This window comes from Eubacterium album, from assembly GCF_025336545.1.
Classification (GTDB): Bacteria; Bacillota; Clostridia; order Lachnospirales; family Lachnospiraceae; genus Eubacterium_U; species Eubacterium_U album.
Genome location: NZ_JAODBU010000002.1, coordinates 439184 through 457727, shown reverse-complemented (window position 1 = coordinate 457727; position 18544 = coordinate 439184). Strand labels below are relative to the sequence as shown.

At 31.7% G+C, this 18544-nt stretch carries 14 protein-coding genes; 12 read left to right on the top strand and 2 right to left on the bottom strand.

What is annotated here, in order from left to right; translation table 11 throughout:
* Positions 1-250 precede the first annotated feature (250 nt).
* The gene (locus N5B56_RS02365; RefSeq protein WP_022087928.1) at positions 251-562 is read left to right on the top strand and encodes a DUF6110 family protein; all 312 of its coding nucleotides are present in this window, start codon (positions 251-253) and stop codon (positions 560-562) included.
* A gap of 142 nt (positions 563-704) precedes the next feature.
* Positions 705-2786 carry a heavy metal translocating P-type ATPase gene (locus N5B56_RS02360; protein ID WP_260978302.1) on the top strand — a complete coding sequence of 694 codons (2082 nt, stop codon included), beginning with the start codon at positions 705-707 and terminating at the stop codon, positions 2784-2786.
* 183 nt (positions 2787-2969) lie between these two features.
* On the opposite strand, the gene N5B56_RS02355 is transcribed toward N5B56_RS02360, so the two are convergent.
* On the bottom strand, positions 2970-4643 hold the full coding sequence (locus N5B56_RS02355; RefSeq protein ID WP_260978301.1) for an alpha-glucosidase: 1674 nt from the start codon (positions 4641-4643) through the stop codon (positions 2970-2972).
* Positions 4644-4839: 196 nt separating this feature from the next.
* Here N5B56_RS02355 and N5B56_RS02350 point away from each other — a divergent pair, with 196 nt between their 5' ends.
* The gene (locus tag N5B56_RS02350) at positions 4840-5730 is read left to right on the top strand and encodes an AraC family transcriptional regulator (RefSeq protein WP_346432180.1); all 891 of its coding nucleotides are present in this window, start codon (positions 4840-4842) and stop codon (positions 5728-5730) included.
* Positions 5731-5735: 5 nt separating this feature from the next.
* Here the strand turns inward: N5B56_RS02350 and N5B56_RS02345 are convergent, their stop codons facing one another.
* Positions 5736-6614, bottom strand: coding sequence for an AraC family transcriptional regulator (locus N5B56_RS02345; RefSeq protein ID WP_260978299.1), 879 nt, complete (start codon positions 6612-6614; stop codon positions 5736-5738).
* A 131-nt stretch (positions 6615-6745) separates the two neighbouring features.
* Here N5B56_RS02345 and N5B56_RS02340 point away from each other — a divergent pair, with 131 nt between their 5' ends.
* From N5B56_RS02340 to N5B56_RS02300, 9 genes are all read left to right on the top strand, one after another.
* Positions 6746-8998, top strand: a complete 2253-nt coding sequence (locus tag N5B56_RS02340) for a glycogen/starch/alpha-glucan phosphorylase (RefSeq protein WP_022087933.1) — start codon at positions 6746-6748, stop codon at positions 8996-8998.
* Between the two features lie 389 nt (positions 8999-9387).
* Positions 9388-10677, top strand: coding sequence for an ABC transporter substrate-binding protein (locus N5B56_RS02335; protein WP_022087934.1), 1290 nt, complete (start codon positions 9388-9390; stop codon positions 10675-10677).
* 137 nt (positions 10678-10814) lie between these two features.
* Entirely contained in the window at positions 10815-11741 is a 927-nt protein-coding gene (locus tag N5B56_RS02330) for a carbohydrate ABC transporter permease (RefSeq protein ID WP_167553901.1), read from the top strand.
* Positions 11741-12667: a carbohydrate ABC transporter permease gene (locus N5B56_RS02325; protein WP_336305939.1), complete on the top strand. Its 927-nt coding sequence runs from the start codon at positions 11741-11743 to the stop codon at positions 12665-12667. The genes N5B56_RS02330 and N5B56_RS02325 overlap by 1 nt, the downstream gene beginning before the upstream one ends.
* Positions 12668-12687: 20 nt before the next feature.
* Positions 12688-14178, top strand: a complete 1491-nt coding sequence (gene malQ / locus N5B56_RS02320; RefSeq protein WP_260978298.1) for a 4-alpha-glucanotransferase — start codon at positions 12688-12690, stop codon at positions 14176-14178.
* A gap of 121 nt (positions 14179-14299) precedes the next feature.
* The gene (locus N5B56_RS02315) at positions 14300-15328 is read left to right on the top strand and encodes a LacI family DNA-binding transcriptional regulator (RefSeq protein WP_022087836.1); all 1029 of its coding nucleotides are present in this window, start codon (positions 14300-14302) and stop codon (positions 15326-15328) included.
* Positions 15329-15340: 12 nt separating this feature from the next.
* Positions 15341-15955: a YesL family protein gene (locus N5B56_RS02310; protein ID WP_022087835.1), complete on the top strand. Its 615-nt coding sequence runs from the start codon at positions 15341-15343 to the stop codon at positions 15953-15955.
* 355 nt (positions 15956-16310) lie between these two features.
* Positions 16311-17609, top strand: coding sequence for a phosphopyruvate hydratase (gene eno, locus N5B56_RS02305; protein WP_346432179.1), 1299 nt, complete (start codon positions 16311-16313; stop codon positions 17607-17609).
* A 416-nt stretch (positions 17610-18025) separates the two neighbouring features.
* Positions 18026-18385, top strand: coding sequence for a helix-turn-helix domain-containing protein (locus N5B56_RS02300; protein ID WP_022088459.1), 360 nt, complete (start codon positions 18026-18028; stop codon positions 18383-18385).
* Positions 18386-18544 lie beyond the last annotated feature (159 nt).

The window sequence follows — 18544 nt, the reverse complement described above, 5'->3', positions numbered from 1 at the left end:
ACAAATAAGTATACAAAAATTATACAGGAATAACATGGTGCAAATTTGTGATTAATAATTTAGTGCCATTTATTGACACAAAAAAACAAGTGTGCTATAAAATGAGTTAGAAACAAATAACTACAGATAGATGATTGAAACATTTTAGTAATGCTTTGCATAATAGGGCAATAAAATGGATTGCTAAATTTTAATAAGTTTTACAATAGTTTTGAAGTCTTAAGGTAGCAGTAGAATTAGGAGGAGAAAAATGTTAGACATATTAAAGAAAATTGATATTAAGAAAACAGGAATTTTTGCAGCAGGTGTATTGTTTGGAACAGCAGGTGTAAAAGTTTTAGGAAGTAAGGATGCTAAAAAAGTATATACAAACTGTACAGCAGCAGCTCTTAGAGCTAAAGATTGTGTTATGAAGACAGCTACAACAATTCAGGAAAATGCAGAAGATATTTATGCAGAAGCTCAGCAGATTAATGAAGAAAGAGCTGCAGCAGAGGAAGCAGAAAATATTGAAGATGAATTTGAAGATGTAGTTGAAGATACAACAGAAGATGCAGAGTAAATTTGAAGTTAATAGTTTATAACTTATTAAATTACATAAATGCAGATAAAAATAACTTTATATCGAAATAGGTACTATGAAAGCAGCGAGGGCAGGGAATAACTGCTTAAGTTGCTTTTTATAGTTGTATGGAGGCACAATAATGAAAGTTAAAATTATGCATGAAATAAAAGGCCGTATACGTTTTCATGTCACTCAAAAAAGAATGTCATATGAACAGGCGGATATATTGCAATATTATTTTTCTATGGGAAAGAATATTACTCATGTAAATGTTCAAAACAGAACAGGTGATGTGACTGTATGTTATCAGGGAGATAGAGAAGAAGTTATTAAAATGATTAAAACATTTTCTTATGAGAATGTTGAAGTCCCAAAGATATTTCTTGAAAATTCGGGTAGAGAATTAAATGAAAAATACAAAGAAAAACTTATAAATAAAGTAGTTCTTAGATATAGTTCAAAATTATTTATCCCATATCCAATAAGAGCAGCCATATCAGTTGTTAAATCAACAAAATATATTAAACATGGAATACAGACTCTTCTCAAAGGAAAAATTGAAGTACCGGTATTAGATGCAACGGCAATAACAGTTTCTATGCTTAGAGGAGATATGGAAACAGCAGGTTCAGTAATGTTTTTACTTGGAATAGGTGAAATTCTTGAAGAGTGGACTCACAAGAAATCTGTTGATGATTTAGCAAGAAGCATGTCACTTAACATTGATAAAGTATGGCTTGTTGGCAGTGATGGAAAAGAAGTTCTTGTTGATTCAAATCAGATAAAAGCAGGGGACAAAGTTGTAGTACATATGGGAAATATTATTCCTTTTGATGGCACGGTTACAGATGGAGATGCCATGGTAAATCAGGCATCTATGACAGGAGAATCACTTCCGGTACAAAAGGAAAAAGATAGTTCAGTATATGCAGGAACAGTTGTTGAAGAAGGGGAACTTACAATTTGTGTTAAAGAGGTAAGTGGCTCAGGAAGATTTGATAAAATTGTATCAATGATTGAAGAGTCGGAAAAACTCAAGTCTCAGGTAGAAGGAAAAGCAGAACATTTGGCAGACAGACTTGTTCCATATACTTTACTTGGAACAGGTATAACGTGGCTTATAACAAGAAATGTTACAAGAGCTTTGTCAGTGCTCATGGTTGACTTTTCATGTGCATTAAAACTTGCTATGCCGATATCTGTTTTGTCAGCAATTAGAGAGGCAAGTATTTATAACATAACCGTAAAGGGTGGTAAATATCTTGAAGCAATAGCAGAAGCAGACAGTATTGTGTTTGATAAAACAGGCACACTTACAAAGGCACAACCTACAGTTGTAGATGTTATTTCATTCAACGGACAGTCTCAGGATGAATTGTTAAAAATTGCAGCGTGCTTAGAAGAACATTTTCCACATTCTATGGCTAAGGCTGTTGTAGATGCAGCAGCAAAGAAAGGTCTTGAACACGAAGAAGAACATACAAAGGTTGAATATATAGTTGCTCATGGCATTTCTACGTTTTATAACGGAAGAAAAACAATTATAGGAAGCTCACATTTTGTATTTGAAGATGAAAAATGTGTCGTTCCAAAAGGAATGGAAGAAAAATTTGATAATTTGCCATTGCAGTGTTCTCATCTTTATCTTGCGATTGAAAATGAACTTGCAGGTGTAATCTGTATAGAAGATCCGCTTAGAGATGAAGCAGAAGCAGTTATTAATTCATTAAAAAAGGCAGGATTAAGTAAAGTTGTTATGATGACAGGTGATAGTGAAAGGACTGCCTCGGTTATAGCAAAACGTGTTGGTGTTGATGAATATTATTCAGAAGTACTTCCGGAGGATAAGGCAAAATTTGTAGAAAAAGAAAAGTCGCTTGGGCGAAAAGTTATAATGATAGGTGATGGTGTAAATGATTCACCGGCGTTATCAGCGGCAGATGTAGGAATTGCAATAAGTGATGGCGCTCAAATTGCAAGAGAAATTGCTGATGTTACAATAGGTGCTGACAGTTTATATGAAATCGTAACATTAAAAGCAATTAGTAATGGACTAATGAAGAAAATTCATAAAAACTACAAAGATATAGCAATATTTAACACAGGATTAATTGTTCTTGGAGTGGCAGGAATTATTCAGCCTACATTAGCAGCACTTTTGCATAATACATCAACTTTATTAATAAGCTTGCGTAGTATGCAGAATTTATTGGATGACTAATAAGTTAAAACAATAACAATTATGTTTGGTCAAAAGTTTACAACTGTGATGGATACGGATTGGTATATAGTATTTTATAAAAGTGAAAAATTCAAGGCTCTAAATCTTAAGAAGTAAAGTTTAGAACCTTGAATGATGAACTTTAAGAAAATTATATAAACCAATCCTTTTTATTATTACAGTTTAATTATCACACTCTAAAACAAGAACTTCACAGCTTTCAAGGCTAATAGAGGTAGTCGGTAGAGAACTCCTGCCTTTATTAGAAAGAATAATGTGTTTAAAGGAATATTCAACGGGAACGGTAGCAGTATCCTTTCCAAAGTTTGCAATAACAAGTATACGTTTGTTATTAAATACACGATAATAAGCCATAACTGTTTCTGTATTTTCATATGCAGGAATAAATTCGCCGTAAGTAAATGTTTCTATATATTCATCAGACTTGCGTACTGATAATAATTTTTTGTAGTAGTTAAGCACAGAATCGGAATCTTTTTCCTGAGTATCAACATTAATTAATTTATAATTCGAGTTAACTTTTAACCAAGGTGTACCATTTGTAAAGCCGGCATTTTTAGAAGAATCCCACTGCATAGGTGTTCTTGCATTGTCACGACTCATTTTGCTACAGGCAGCTAATGCATCCGTGTCATTAAGACCGGCTTTTCTTGCAATGTAATATTGGTCTATTGTGTTTATGTCGTTAAATTCATCAACGCTTTTCCAAATGGCATTTTGCATTCCAATTTCCTGCCCCTGATAAATAAATGGAATTCCACGAAGCAAAACACTTATTGTCCCTAGCATTTTTGTACCATCAGCGTTTCTGGCATATTCAGGTAAAAATCTTGATACTCCACGAGGTTCGTCATGGTTTTCTATAATATTTGCTTCAAATCCAACCTTTTGGACATCAAGTTGTGAGTTAATGATGGTTTCACGCCACTTCTTAAAAGTGATGTCTGGTGAATCATACCAACCATGCTTACCGTCACTAAGGCACTGCGCACTGAAATCAAAAATAGTTGAGAAATATCCGTTTTCGCCAATAAACTTATTAAGTTCAGATTTGTTTAAATTAAAAGCTTCGGCAACAGTAAATGCTTCATATTTCTCAAACGTGTTTTTCTTTAAGTCGTCTAACAATTCGCCTATTCCATCAACACTCTCTATCATGCGCCAACATCCTGACAAGCCATCAGGACCGTCAGGTCCAAAATCAGGAAAATCAAGGTCTTTTTTGATATTCATAATTGCATCAATTCTAAACCCGGCAAGACCTTTTTCAAGCCACCAGTTTACCATATCAAAAAGTTTTTGCCTTAGAATTGGATTTTCCCAATTTAAATCGGGCTGTTCTTTTGCAAACATATGTAAATAATATTTATCAGTTCCAGGTACAGGTTCCCAACAACTACCACCAAAATATGAACGATAATTGCTAGGTGGATTACCATTTTTGCCTTCTCTGAAATAGAAATAATCAGCGTATTCGCCATCAGGGTCAGCTAAAGCTTTCCTAAACCATTCATGTTGATCAGAACAGTGATTTATAACTAAATCCATTATAATGTACATATTACGTTTTTTTGCTTCAGAAAGTAATTCATCAAAATCTTCCATAGTTCCGAATTCTTTGGCAATAGAATAATAGTCAGAAATATCATAGCCCTGATCAATAAAAGGTGACTTGTAAATAGGAGAAAGCCATATAATGTCAATTCCTAATTCTTTTAAATAATCCAGTTTAGATATTATACCTTTTAAATCACCAATTCCATCCCCATTAGTATCAAGAAAACTTTTAGGATAAATCTGATAAGCAACCTTATCATGCCACCATTTTTTATTCATATAAATACCTCATTTTTACTAAAACTGATGCTTAGTAAATTCTTTCACTCATATAATGTAAATACATTGAAATATATGTATTATACTGCTATTATAAAAATAAAAAATGAAATTATCTTGCAGTATTTTAACAATATATAACACAATACTGCTATTGAAAATAAAATATATGAAGTAATGATAAGAGGTAATGAATTTGAAAAAGGTACATACACTTGCGATAGATCAAAAAGAAGATGCTAAACATGGAGAAAGTTTTTTTCCCGTACAAAAATATATAACAAATCTTTCTTCAGAATACATGGGAGTAACTAACCATTGGCACGAAGAGGCGGAACTTACGTTGATTACAAGTGGAAAATGTATATATAAGATTGATTTAGTTGAATATGAAGTAGAAGAAGGAGATATTTTATTTGTTCCTCCATTGTTTTTACATTCAATAACATTAGGAAATAATAAAAAAGTAAGTTCTGAAACATATGTATTTCACCTGAAATTTTTAGGAGGAAATTCTACAGATATATGCTCGACAAGGTATCTTGCACCTATTATGAATCAGGAGTTTTCCATGCCATACGTTATAAAACCAAATTATCCGGCATATGTATCTCTTAGAAAAATATTTAATCAGATTAATACAACATATGACGAATCAATAATTGGTTATGAACTTGCATTGAAATCATTATTTTTACAAACAATATTCTTATTGCTTCAATATAGTAAAAAGGTAGCGGTGCCGGAGACAGAAAAGGTGTCGGACAAGATAAAAAATGTACTTGATTATATTGAACTTCATTATTCTGAAACAATTACCGTGTCACAATTAGCTAAACTTTGTTATTTTAGTGATTATCATTTTATGCGATTTTTTAAAAAACATATGAATATGACTTGTGTTGAATACATTAATAATTTGCGGCTTGAAAAAGCAGTCGAATTATTTGAAAAGGGAAACTCATCAATAATGGAAGTTTCATTATCTGTAGGGTTTCACAATCTTTCATATTTTCACAGGGCATTTAAGAAAAAGTATCATATGACGCCTCTTTCTTTTATAAATGATTTGAAAAAATATAGTTAAAGTATTTAAGAATTGATATTTCGATATCTTCCCGGAGTAGTGCCGTATTTTTTCTTAAAGCATCTGTTAAAATAAGATAAATTCTCAAATCCGGTATTAACAGAGATATCAATAATATCATCAGAAGTTGTGGTTAATAATTTAGCTGCAACTTCTAAACGATAATCATTAAGATATTGTATAAAACTCATACCCATAGTTTCCTTAAAAAATTTCATGAAATAGGATTTACTGTAAAAGCAATGACCTGCAATTTCCTCTATAGTAATATTACTTTGAAAATTATCTGCAATATAAGTCAGAATAGACTTTACCTTATCAAGGGACTTTTTACTGATAGGTTTAACTTCGTTTAAGCCACAACTTGAAATTAAGATATAAAATATTTGAAACAGATGGGATTTGACTGATAACTGATATGCATATGGACGAAAATCACATAATCTGTCAATTTCATTGATTTGGGAAACAACAGGATTATAGTATTCAAAACAGTCATTAATAACAGGATAGATATTTAAATTTCCCGAAAGCAAAGAACTAACAAATTTATCATTACATAAATCATATCCTGAAGATTTAAGAAGACCTGATTTAAATAATATATTTTCATATTCCATAATATTATCTTCATTCTGACTTATTGAATGCAATTGACCTGGAAATACAAAAATTATATTTCCGGCTTCAACTGAGTATGATACTAAATTAACATTAACTATTCCGCAACCTTTCTTTATTACTATAATTTCAACTTCATTATGCCAATGCAAATTAACAGAATTGAAATCTAAAGGAATAGAACACAAATAAGTATTATAAGGAAAATCATCAGGTGTATGAGTTTTAGTTTCGTGATAAATCTTGTATTGATCTTTATTCATAAAATAACCTCCAAAATAAAAAAAGGATAGTATTGTGCAAATAATCGAAAGAATAATGCAATAAATTATAAGATGACAATATTATAATATAAACACAAAAATAAAACCATAATATTTTAGGAGGTACAAAAATGCAACTTTCGGAAATTATTAAAACAGAATATAATAAATCAATTTCAGAATGTACAAACGAAGAGATTTATTATTCATTGCTTACTTTAGTCAAAAATATGGCTGAAAGTAAACAACATAAAAATTCTAAGAAGAAACTATATTATATTTCAGCGGAATTTCTTATAGGAAAATTGTTATCAAATAATCTTATAAATCTTGGAATTTATGATGATGTAAAAAAAGAACTTGCAGATAATGGGAAAAATCTATGTGAAATAGAAGAATTTGAAAAAGAGCCGTCTCTTGGAAATGGTGGGCTTGGAAGACTTGCGGCATGCTTTTTAGATTCAATAGCAACATTAGGCCTTAACGGGGATGGAGTAGGATTAAATTATCATTTTGGCTTGTTTAAGCAGATATTTAAAAATAATGCCCAGACTACAGTACCCGATCCATGGCTTACTAAGAAAAGCTGGTTAAATAAGACAGATGTAACATATAAGGTTAAATTTAAAGGAATGACTGTTACTTCAAGAATGTATGATATTGATGTTACAGGATATAACAGCACAACAAATAAGCTTCATTTATTTGATATTGAAAGTGTTGATGAAAACATTGTAGAAGACGGAATTAATTTTAATAAAGAAGATATAGAAAAGAATCTTACGTTATTCCTTTATCCTGATGATAGTGATGATGCAGGTAGAATTTTAAGAATTTATCAGCAGTATTTTATGGTATCAAGTGCGGCGCAACTTATTTTAGATGAGTGTATTGAAAAAGGGTGCAAACTTTATGATTTATCAGACTATGCTGTAATCCAGATAAATGATACACATCCAACAATGGTTATTCCTGAACTTATTCGTTTGTTGGTAGAACGTGGATTAGAAATGGACGACGCAATAGAAGCAGTTACTAAGTCATGTGCATATACAAATCATACAATTCTTGCAGAGGCTTTAGAAAAGTGGCCTATTTCTTATTTGAAAAAGGCAGTACCTCAGCTTATGCCAATTATTGAAGTATTGGATGATAAGGTAAGAAGAAAATATGATGACAGCTCAGTTTACATTATTGACAGAGAAGAAAGAGTTCATATGGCTCATATAGATATTCATTATTCTTCTAGTGTAAATGGAGTAGCATCGCTTCATACGGATATTCTCAAAAATGTTGAACTAAATAATTTTTACAGAATATATCCTGAAAAATTTAATAATAAAACAAACGGAATTACTTTTAGAAGATGGCTACTTCATAGTAATCCGCAGCTTACAGAACTTATCATATCACTTATAGGAGACGGATATAAAAAGGATGCTACACAATTAGAGAAACTTTTAGAATATAAAGATAATGAAGAAGTGTTAAATAAAATACTTGAAATAAAAGACACTAAGAAAATGGAATTGAAAAATGTATTACGTGATAGACAGAATATTTCAATTAATGAAAATTCAATATTTGATATTCAGATTAAAAGACTTCACGAATATAAACGTCAACAGTTAAATGCTTTATATGTGATTCACAAGTATTTGGAAATTAAAGCAGGTAAAAAGCCAACAACTCCAATAACAGTATTTTTCGGAGCAAAAGCAGCTCCGGCATATATCATTGCACAGGATATTATACACCTTATTCTTTGCTTGCAGGAACTAATAAACAATGACCATGAGGTTAATCCATATCTTAATGTAGTTATGGTTGAGAATTATAATGTTACATGGGCAGAAAAATTAATTCCGGCATGTGATATTTCTGAACAGATTTCACTTGCATCAAAAGAAGCAAGTGGAACAGGAAATATGAAGTTTATGCTTAATGGAGCAGTTACACTAGGAACTGAAGATGGTGCAAATGTAGAAATACATGAACTTGTAGGCGATGATAACATCTATATTTTTGGCGATTTAAGTGAAACTGTTGTAGAAAGATATGCAAACGGAAGTTATAACGCAGCACAGTATTATAATGATAATGCACAAATAAAAGAAGCTGTAGATTTTATAACAGGTAATGAATTAATGGCAATAGGTGACAAGGAAAGATTAGAAAGACTTTCTCATGAACTTATATGGAAAGACTGGTTTATGACATTCCCTGACTTTGATGCTTATGTAAAGACAAGAGAACAGGCTTATGCTGATTATGAAAATAGAAAAGAATGGGCAAAAAAGATGCTTGTTAATATTGCAAAAGCCGGATATTTTTCATCAGATAGAACAATTGAAGAGTATAACAGAGATATTTGGAAATTATAAAAATATATAGAAATAAAAGTACCGTAAAATGGTTGGCTATAAAACTTTTTTATGGTACTTTTTTATTGCGTATTTGTCAGAAAAATAGACAGCAAAATGGCAAAAAGAAAGTGTTTAACAAGAGTGCAAAATACAAAAAAAACTGTGGTAAATGTATAAAAAAGATATAAAAACGTTGCAATGGATGTGAAAAATGCACAAAAAATACGTGAAAAATTAGCTAAAAGGCTGAAAAGACCGAAAATGGTCAGAATACCATTGAAAACGTTTCCAAAAAGTGCTAGTATCAAGCTATGGGAAACGTTTCCAATGTGAAGTTAAATAAAAAACTTTGAGAAGGAAACAACGGAGACCTTTAGTTATTTTTTATTTGAAAAGGAGAAAGAAATATGCGTAGAAAATTATTTAGTGTAGCATTATGCGCAACAATGGTAGCAGGTTTATTTGCAGGATGTGGAAACAGTTCAAGCAGTGATAAGTCAAGTGCTAAAGGATCAGTTTACTGGTTAAACTTCAAACCTGAAGCAGATGAAGCTTTACAGGATATAGCTAAGACTTATGAAAAAGAAAAAGGAGTTAAAGTAAAAGTAGTTACAGCTGCTTCAGGAAATTACAATTCAACATTGACATCTGAAATGGGAAAATCAGCAGCCCCAACATTATTCGTAGTTGGAAATCAGGCAGCAGTAAAGACATGGGATGATTATTGCATCGATCTTAAAGATACAGATGTTTACAAAGAATTAAGTACAGATGCATTTAACTTAACAGATGCAGATGGAAAGGTTTGCTCAATTGGTTACTGTTATGAAAGTTATGGAATTATCGTAAACAAGAAGTTGCTTAAGGAAGCAGGTTATGAAGTAACAGATATTAAAGATTTTGCTTCATTAAAATCAGTTGCAGAAGATATTCATAAGAGAGCTGATAAACTTGGATTTGATGCATTTACATCATCAGGCATGGATGATTCATCATCTTGGAGATTTACAGGACATTTAGCAAATATGCCTTTATTCTATGAAGGAAGAGATGAAGGATGGACAGAAGCTCCTTCAGAAATCAAAGGAACATATTTAGATAATTACAAAAATGTATGGGATTTATATATTAACAATAGTAAATATGACAAGAATTCTTTAGCAACAGGTGGATATGATGCTGAAGCAGAATTTAAGAATGGAGAAGCAGTATTCTTCCAGAATGGTACATGGGAATATGATAAATTGAAAAAGTCAATTTCAGATGATGATATGCAGATGATTCCAATTTACTGTGGAGTTGAAGGAGAAGAAAAAGCTGGTCTTTGCTCAGGAACAGAAAACTGTTGGGCAGTTAATGCAAAAGCTTCAGAAAAAGATCAGAAAGCAACACTTGATTTCATGAACTGGTTAGTAACATCTGATGAAGGAACAAAAGTTATGGCAGAACAGTTCGGTGCTATTCCTTACAAGAAAGCAGCAGACAGTGGTAACGTATTCTTAAAGAATGCAAATGATTTACTTGAAGCAGGAAATTACAACGTAGACTGGACATTTAACTACACACCAAACGTAGATGAATGGAGAGCAAGCCTTGTAGCAGCAATGAACAAATATGATGCAGGTGGATCATGGGATGATGTTAAGACAGCATTTGTTCAGGGATGGGCTACTCAGTATAAAGCAGCTAATAAGTAATAAGGTTTTAGATTGATAAGTATAAAATCATAATTAAATTATTAACACATTGTGGGGCAGGCAGTGTCTGCCCCTTTATTAAAAAATAGAAAAATATTGAAAATTCTATTTTGAATAAGAATTAGGAGGAGATTGAAGTGAAAGGAAAAAAGAAAAAACATAATGGTGGAACATCTGTAAATTCTAAACTTCTTCGCAAACCTATTCAAAGATGCTTTCTTCTATTTTTAGCACCTACATTTTTAGCATTTTGCATTGGATTTATATATCCTTTCTTGAGAGGTATTTATTTATCATTTTGTGAATTTGTTACAATAGGTGATGCTTCTTTTGTAGGTTTTAGAAATTATATGGATGCATTTAATGATGCGTCATTTATACATGCATTTTGGTATACAGCTTTGTATGCAATAGTATCCCTATTTATAATAAATGTGTTAGCTTTCTTAATAGCATATTTATTAACATTGGGGATTAAGGGAGCAAACTTATTCAGAACAGCATTTTTTATGCCTAACCTTATAGGTGGTATTGTTCTTGGTTATATTTGGAGTATGATTTTTAATGGCGTTTTAGGAAAAATTAATACTTCAATTCTTATGGAAACAAGATATGGCTTTTGGGGATTAATTATTCTTATGTGCTGGCAACAGGTAGGATATATGATGATTATATATATTGCAGGTTTGCAGGCAGTTCCGGGAGAATTAATTGAAGCAGCAAAAATTGATGGAGCAACAAAATGGCAGACATTGACAAGAGTTACAATCCCAAATATTATGCCATCAATTACAATTTGTTTATTCTTAACAATAACAAATGGATTTAAACTTTTTGATCAGAACTTAGCTTTAACAAACGGACAGCCGTTTGAACAGTTAAAGGATGGTTCAGTTATAAAGACAACAGAAATGTTGGCACTTAACATTTACAACACATTTTACGGACAGTCTCTTACAGGTAAGGGAGTTGCCCAGGCGAAAGCCGTTATATTCTTTATCTTAGTTGCAGGTATATCAATTATCCAGCTTAAGGCAACAAGATCTAAGGAGGTGCAGCAGTAATGAACAATGAGAAAACAGTGAATTCAACAATTAAAGATTCTACAGTGAAAGCTACACCGAAAAAGAAAAAAATGAAAGAGACAAGTGAAATTCCATTAAAACATGGAAAACTGTTGACTGCAATAATGACAATTGTAACTTTAGTTTATGTTAGTCCTATATTTATTGTGTTAATGAACTCTTTCAAAGCTAACACCTTTGTAAAAACAGACACATTTGCATGGCCTACTGGTGAGGCGTTAGTAGGTTGGGCAAACTATATCAAAGGTTTTACATTTGGAAATTATCCGTTTTTTAAATCGGTATTATATAGTTTTGTAATTACAGTTTTATCAACAGCGTTGATTTTGATTTGTACATCAATGGCAGCATGGTACATAGCAAGAGTTGACAGCATGGTTTGTAAGATAGTATATTACTTGTTTGTATTTTCAATGGTAGTACCATTCCAGATGGTAATGTTCACATTGTCAAATACAGCAGATTCATTGGGACTTAACACACCTTGGTCAATTCCAATTATATATTTGGGATTTGGAGCAGGAATGGCAGTATTTATGTTTACAGGATTTATAAAAGGTTTACCGCTTGAAATTGAAGAAGCAGCAGCAATTGATGGATGTGGACCAATAAGAACATTTTTTATTGTCATTATCCCAATGTTAAAGCCAACGCTTATATCAGTTGGAATTCTTGAAATAATGTGGATTTGGAATGATTACTTACTTCCATATTTAGTTCTTGACTTAGATAAATATAGAACAATTCCTATTCATATCCAGTACTTACAGGGAAGTTATGGTTCAGTTGATTTAGGAGCTATAATGGCACTTATTATATTAAGTATTATACCTGTTATTATATTCTATCTGACATGTCAGAAGCATATTATAAAAGGTGTGGCTGCAGGAGCAGTAAAAGGTTAAATGATATTTAAGGAGGAACTATGAGGGCTAGTGGAATTTTATTACCGATTTCCAGTTTGCCGGGAAAATATGGTATTGGAAGTTTTTCAAAAGAAGCATATAGGTTTGTAGATTTTTTGAAAAATGCCCATCAGAAATATTGGCAAATATTGCCTATAGGTCCAACCAGTTATGGAGATTCACCTTATCAGTCATTTTCTACTTATGCAGGAAATCCTTATTTTATCAGTTTAGAGGAATTGATTGAAGAAGGACTGTTAACTGAGGAAGAATGTGATAAGGTGGACTTTGGTAACAGAATAGACAAAGTTAACTATGAAAAATTGTATAACGGTAGATTTAAACTTTTAAAGAAGGCTTATAAAAAGAGCAATATAAGTGAAAAAGAAGATTTTGACAAATTTAAAAGCGAGAATTGTTATTGGTTAAATGATTATGCAATGTTTATGGCCATAAAAGACAGATTTAATGGTCAAAGCTTTGATAAATGGGCTGAAGATATAAAACTCAGATGGGAATATTCAATGGAATATTATCAGAATGAATTAAAGGATGAAATTGAATTTTATAAATTCATTCAATATGAGTTTTACAGGCAATGGTATAAATTAAAAAAGTATGCTAACGAAAATGGCATAAAGATTATTGGAGATATTCCAATATATGTGGCTTATGACAGTGCTGATGTATGGGCACATCCTGAATTATTTCAAATGGATGAAAATGGAAAACCGGTTGCAGTTGCAGGATGTCCTCCTGATGGATTTTCAGCAACAGGACAATTATGGGGAAATCCATTATACAGATGGGATTATCATAAGCAAACAAATTATGATTGGTGGATAAAGCGTATAGAAAGAAGTGTCAAACTATACGATGTTGTAAGGATTGATCATTTTAGAGGGTTTGATGAGTATTATTCAATTCCAGCTGAGGATGAAGATGCAACAAACGGACATTGGGAAAAGGGACCTGGGATTGACTTATTTAATGCAATTAAATATTGTCTTGGTGATGTAAATATAATAGCAGAAGATTTAGGATACATAACTGATACAGTAAGACAGTTGGTTAAAGACTCAGGTTTTCCAAATATGAAAGTTTTAGAATTTGCTTTTGATAGCAGAGATTCATCAGGACCGAAAGATTATCTGCCATATAATTATGATAAAAACTGTGTTGTTTATACAGGCACACATGATAATGAAACATTAAAGGGGTGGCTTGATAGTATCGAACCTGAGGAAGTGGAAATGATTCAAAAATACATAGGAAGAAGAGTTGATGACAAAGCAGAACTTGTTGATGAAATAATAAGACTGGCACAGGCATCAACGGCAGATACATGCATTATTCCTATGCAGGATTATCTGCATTTAGATAACAAAGCAAGAATGAATACTCCGTCTACGTTAGGAAATAATTGGATGTGGCGCATGAAATCTACTCAGATTACTAAAAAGTTAACAAATGCAATTAAAGAATTAACAGTTCTTTATGGCAGAGATTAACATAGCATATAAAAGCTACGATGGATATATTCTTTTCGTAGCTTTTTGCATAAACAGAATGTTTGTGATAAAATACTAAACCGTGAAAAATTTAGTAAATGTAGAATGAAAGGGGAAAGACATGGCAAATTTAACTATTAAAGACATAGCAAAAATATGTGGAGTTGGAATTAGCACTGTCTCTCGAGCAATTAATGATGACCCAGGTATTAATCAGGAAACCAGGAAGAGAATTTTAAAAGTTATAAAAGAATATAATTATGTTCCTAACAATAGTGCGAGAAATTTAAAAATGACAGACTCAAATACAATAGCATTACTTATAAAGGGAATTGATAACCAGTTTTTTCAGGGAATGTTAAAAATATTTGAAGAAGAATTGAAAAAATTAGAATATACATTTCTGTTACATGCAGTAGGTGAAGATCAGGATGATGTTAGTGTTGCAGTTCAGTTAGCAAAAGAAAAAAGATTAAAGGGACTTATTTTTCTTGGAGGTCAAATGGATTATTTGGATACAAGATTAGAGGAAATAGGTGTTCCATATGTATTATGCACTGTAGCAGTAAATATGATGGCACCAAAGAGAAACTGCTCGTCAGTATCTATAGACGATGAGAAAGAAAGTTATAGGGCGGTTGATTATTTGTGCAAAAAAGGGCACAGAAAAATAGCAATGATTTCAGGAAAAAATACTGACCAGGCTGTAGGTGGACTTAGATTAAGAGGCTATATGAGAGCATTAAAAGATAATGGCATAGACATAAATGATAACTTAATCAGATACATGAAAGATGATATTCCTGAATATACAGTAGCAAATGGATATGAAGTAACAAAAGAATTGTTAAAGTCAAAAGAAGAATTTACTGCATTATATGCAATATCAGATTTAACAGCTTTTGGAGCATACAAGGCAATATCTGAAGAGGGTAAATCAATACCTGATGATTACTCTGTTTTAGGGTTTGATGGAATTGAAATGTCAAAGTATTTTCAACCGTCATTATCAACAATGAAACAGCCTTGTGAACAAATGGTAAAATCATCAATAGATTTATTAATGGAACAGATAAATGGAAATAACGAAAAGAAACAATTAATCTTTGAAGCAGAATTGCTTGAGAGAGATTCTGTAAAAGAAATTTAAGGAGAACTATAGGTGTTTGGAATTGATGGCAAATTTTACGAAATAGTTTCAGCAATAGCTGATTTGGTAATTTTGAATTTATTGTTTGTACTTTGTTCGTTGCCAATATTTACTATTGGAGCATCGACGACGGCACTTTTTGGTGTTACTAAGAAGATGGCAGATAATAGAGAAGGGTACATAGTAAGAACTTATTTTAAGTTATTTAAAGAAAATTTTAAACAGTCAACTGCAATGTGGCTGATTTTATTGATGTTGTCAATAATTCCTACACTTGATTTATACATAGTGAATAGTTTAAAGGAAGGGATAGTAGTTACAGCATTGAAAGGACTGCTTCTTGGATTTGCGCTTGCAATACTGTTTGTGTTTCTTTACGCAATGGCATTGCAAAGTACTTTTGAAAATACAATTAAAACTACTTTGAAAAATGCATTGCTTATGGGTATCGGGCATTTCCCATGGACTTTATTGATACTTTGTATAACGTTACTTCCGGTTATTTTAATTATATTTTTAGGTAAAGATGCCGTAAGTATTATTTATATTATGCTATTTGCCGGATTTGCTTTGTTGGCGTATTTAAACTCATATATTTTAAATTTTATTTTCAAAAAATATATGTAAACAAATATTTAATACTTAAGTTAAGGATGATTATAAATGTTCGACTAAAAAATGTAAAGTTAATGTTTTGGTGTTAACATTATATATGATAAAGAAAAAAATCTGTCACTGATAGAAATATCATCAGGGGCGGATTTTTTTTGCAATTATTTGGGAGAGAAGAATAGAAAGCAAAAATAAATTCTTGTTAAAGTCAAAAATTACTTGAAATTATCACTGAGTTAGTATAGTATGATTATAGTTAGAAATAACTAACTTCAACAAATAAATCATTTGGACTCTTTTAGAAATACTAACCGAAAGGATAGCTACCTTTCGGTATAGAGTCCTAGTCAACAGAAAGGAGATGCGGATAGTGAATTATTTGCAGATTGAAAAAATAATTGGAAGAGAAATATTGGATTCAAGAGGAAATCCAACAGTAGAAGCAGAAGTATATTTAGCAGATGGTACAATTGGAAGAGGAACGGCACCAAGTGGAGCATCAACAGGTGAGTTTGAAGCATTAGAACTTAGAGATGGTGATAAAAATAGATATTTAGGAAAAGGTGTACAGAAAGCCGTAGAAAATATTAATACAATTATAAATGATACAATTACAGGAATGGATGCATCAAATATTTATGCTGTAGATAAGGCTATGATTGATGCAGACGGTACAAAAGGAAAAACAAAATTAGGGGCAAATGCTATTCTTGCAGTATCGATTGCAACAGCAAGGGCAGCTTCAATTGCCTTAGATATTCCTCTTTATAGATTCTTAGGCGGAATTTCAGGAAACAGATTACCTGTACCTATGATGAATATTGTAAATGGTGGATGCCATGCTTTATCATCGGGATTAGATGTACAGGAATTTATGATTATGCCTGTTGGAGCACCATCATTTAAGGAATGTTTAAGATGGTGTTCTGAAGTTTTCCACGCTTTAGCAGGAATTTTAAAAGAAAAAGGATTAGCAACATCAGTTGGTGATGAAGGCGGATTTGCACCTGCACTTAAATCTGATGAAGAAGCTATTGAAACTATCCTTGAAGCTGTAAAGAAAGCAGGATATGAACCTGGTAAAGATTTCAAGATTGCAATGGATGCGGCATCATCAGAATGGAAGAGCGAAAAAGGAAAAGGATATTATAAACTTCCAAAGGCAGGAACAGAATACACTGCAGAAGAACTTATTGAACATTGGGCTAAGTTATGTGAAAAATATCCTATCATTTCAATTGAAGACGGTCTTGATGAAGAAGACTGGGAAGGTTGGAAGAAGCTTACAGACAGACTTGGTGACAAAGTTCAGTTAGTAGGTGATGACTTATTTGTTACTAATACTGAAAGACTTGCAAAAGGTATTGAGATGGGAGCTGGTAATGCAATCCTTATCAAATTAAATCAGATTGGTTCGGTTTCAGAAACATTAGAAGCAATTAAGATGGCTCATAAAGCAGGCTACACAGCTATTTCATCACATCGTTCAGGTGAAACAGCAGACACTACAATTGCTGACCTTGCAGTTGCACTTAATACATGTCAGATTAAGACAGGTGCTCCTAGCAGAAGTGAACGTGTTGCTAAATATAATCAGCTTTTAAGAATCGAAGAAGAACTTGGAACAAGTGCTGTATATCCTGGAAACAGAGCATTTAACGTAAAATAATTAAAAATTAAACATATCGTATGATGTCAGAGGTAAAAGGTCTAAGCCTGTATGAGCATTAAAGTCAGGGCTTTTACCTTAGGCATAATTGTATAGCTTTATTGTATTAAAAATATATGAATATTTTATACAATGAATAATAGGAATCCTTTTTAGGCATGGAAGATGCCTGAAAGGGATTTTTTAATATAGAAAATTTCATAGAAATCCTATTATGTAAAAAAATTTGATTAAAAAGTGGCAAAATAAATGTTCTTATCAAATTACACAACAAAATAGGAATATAAAGTTAGGTCTTTGATTTGTAACCAAACAAAAGTGCATAGTACCAAACAAAATATACACTAGTGAAAATTGTCATAAAAAAGTAAAATTGGAAATAAATGTAAAATCCTAATTACAAATAGGAGGTATGAGTGACGAATATACAGACTGAAAGTAAGAAAAGATTGCGAATTGTAAGAGAATGGTTACAAATGTCACAGGCACAGTTGGCAAAAGAATTACATATGAATACGGAAGCTTATAGAAGAATAGAGGTTGGAAAGGTAAACATTCCGATTGAAATACTATATGAATTAGAAAATAAATTTGATATTTCAGCAAGTTTTATTATATGTGGAAATGTACAAAGTGATATGGATAAATGTTTGGATGTAGATGTATTACTTAGAAATGAATTGGAAGGTTTTGAACAGAGAATAAAGAAATATCAGGCTGAAGAAGGTTTTGAACAGAGAATAAAAAAATATAAGAATAAAATATGTGATAATTAAAATAAGGATAGTACGAAAAAGTTAATATATTTAGCAAAATATTTTAAATGTGTTTATGTGGAGAAGGTTTTGCTTAGTTATAAATTATAGGGAATAATTTATAAAATACGAAAGAAGAAATATATATAACACAATGTCATTATTCGTAGAATGAATATG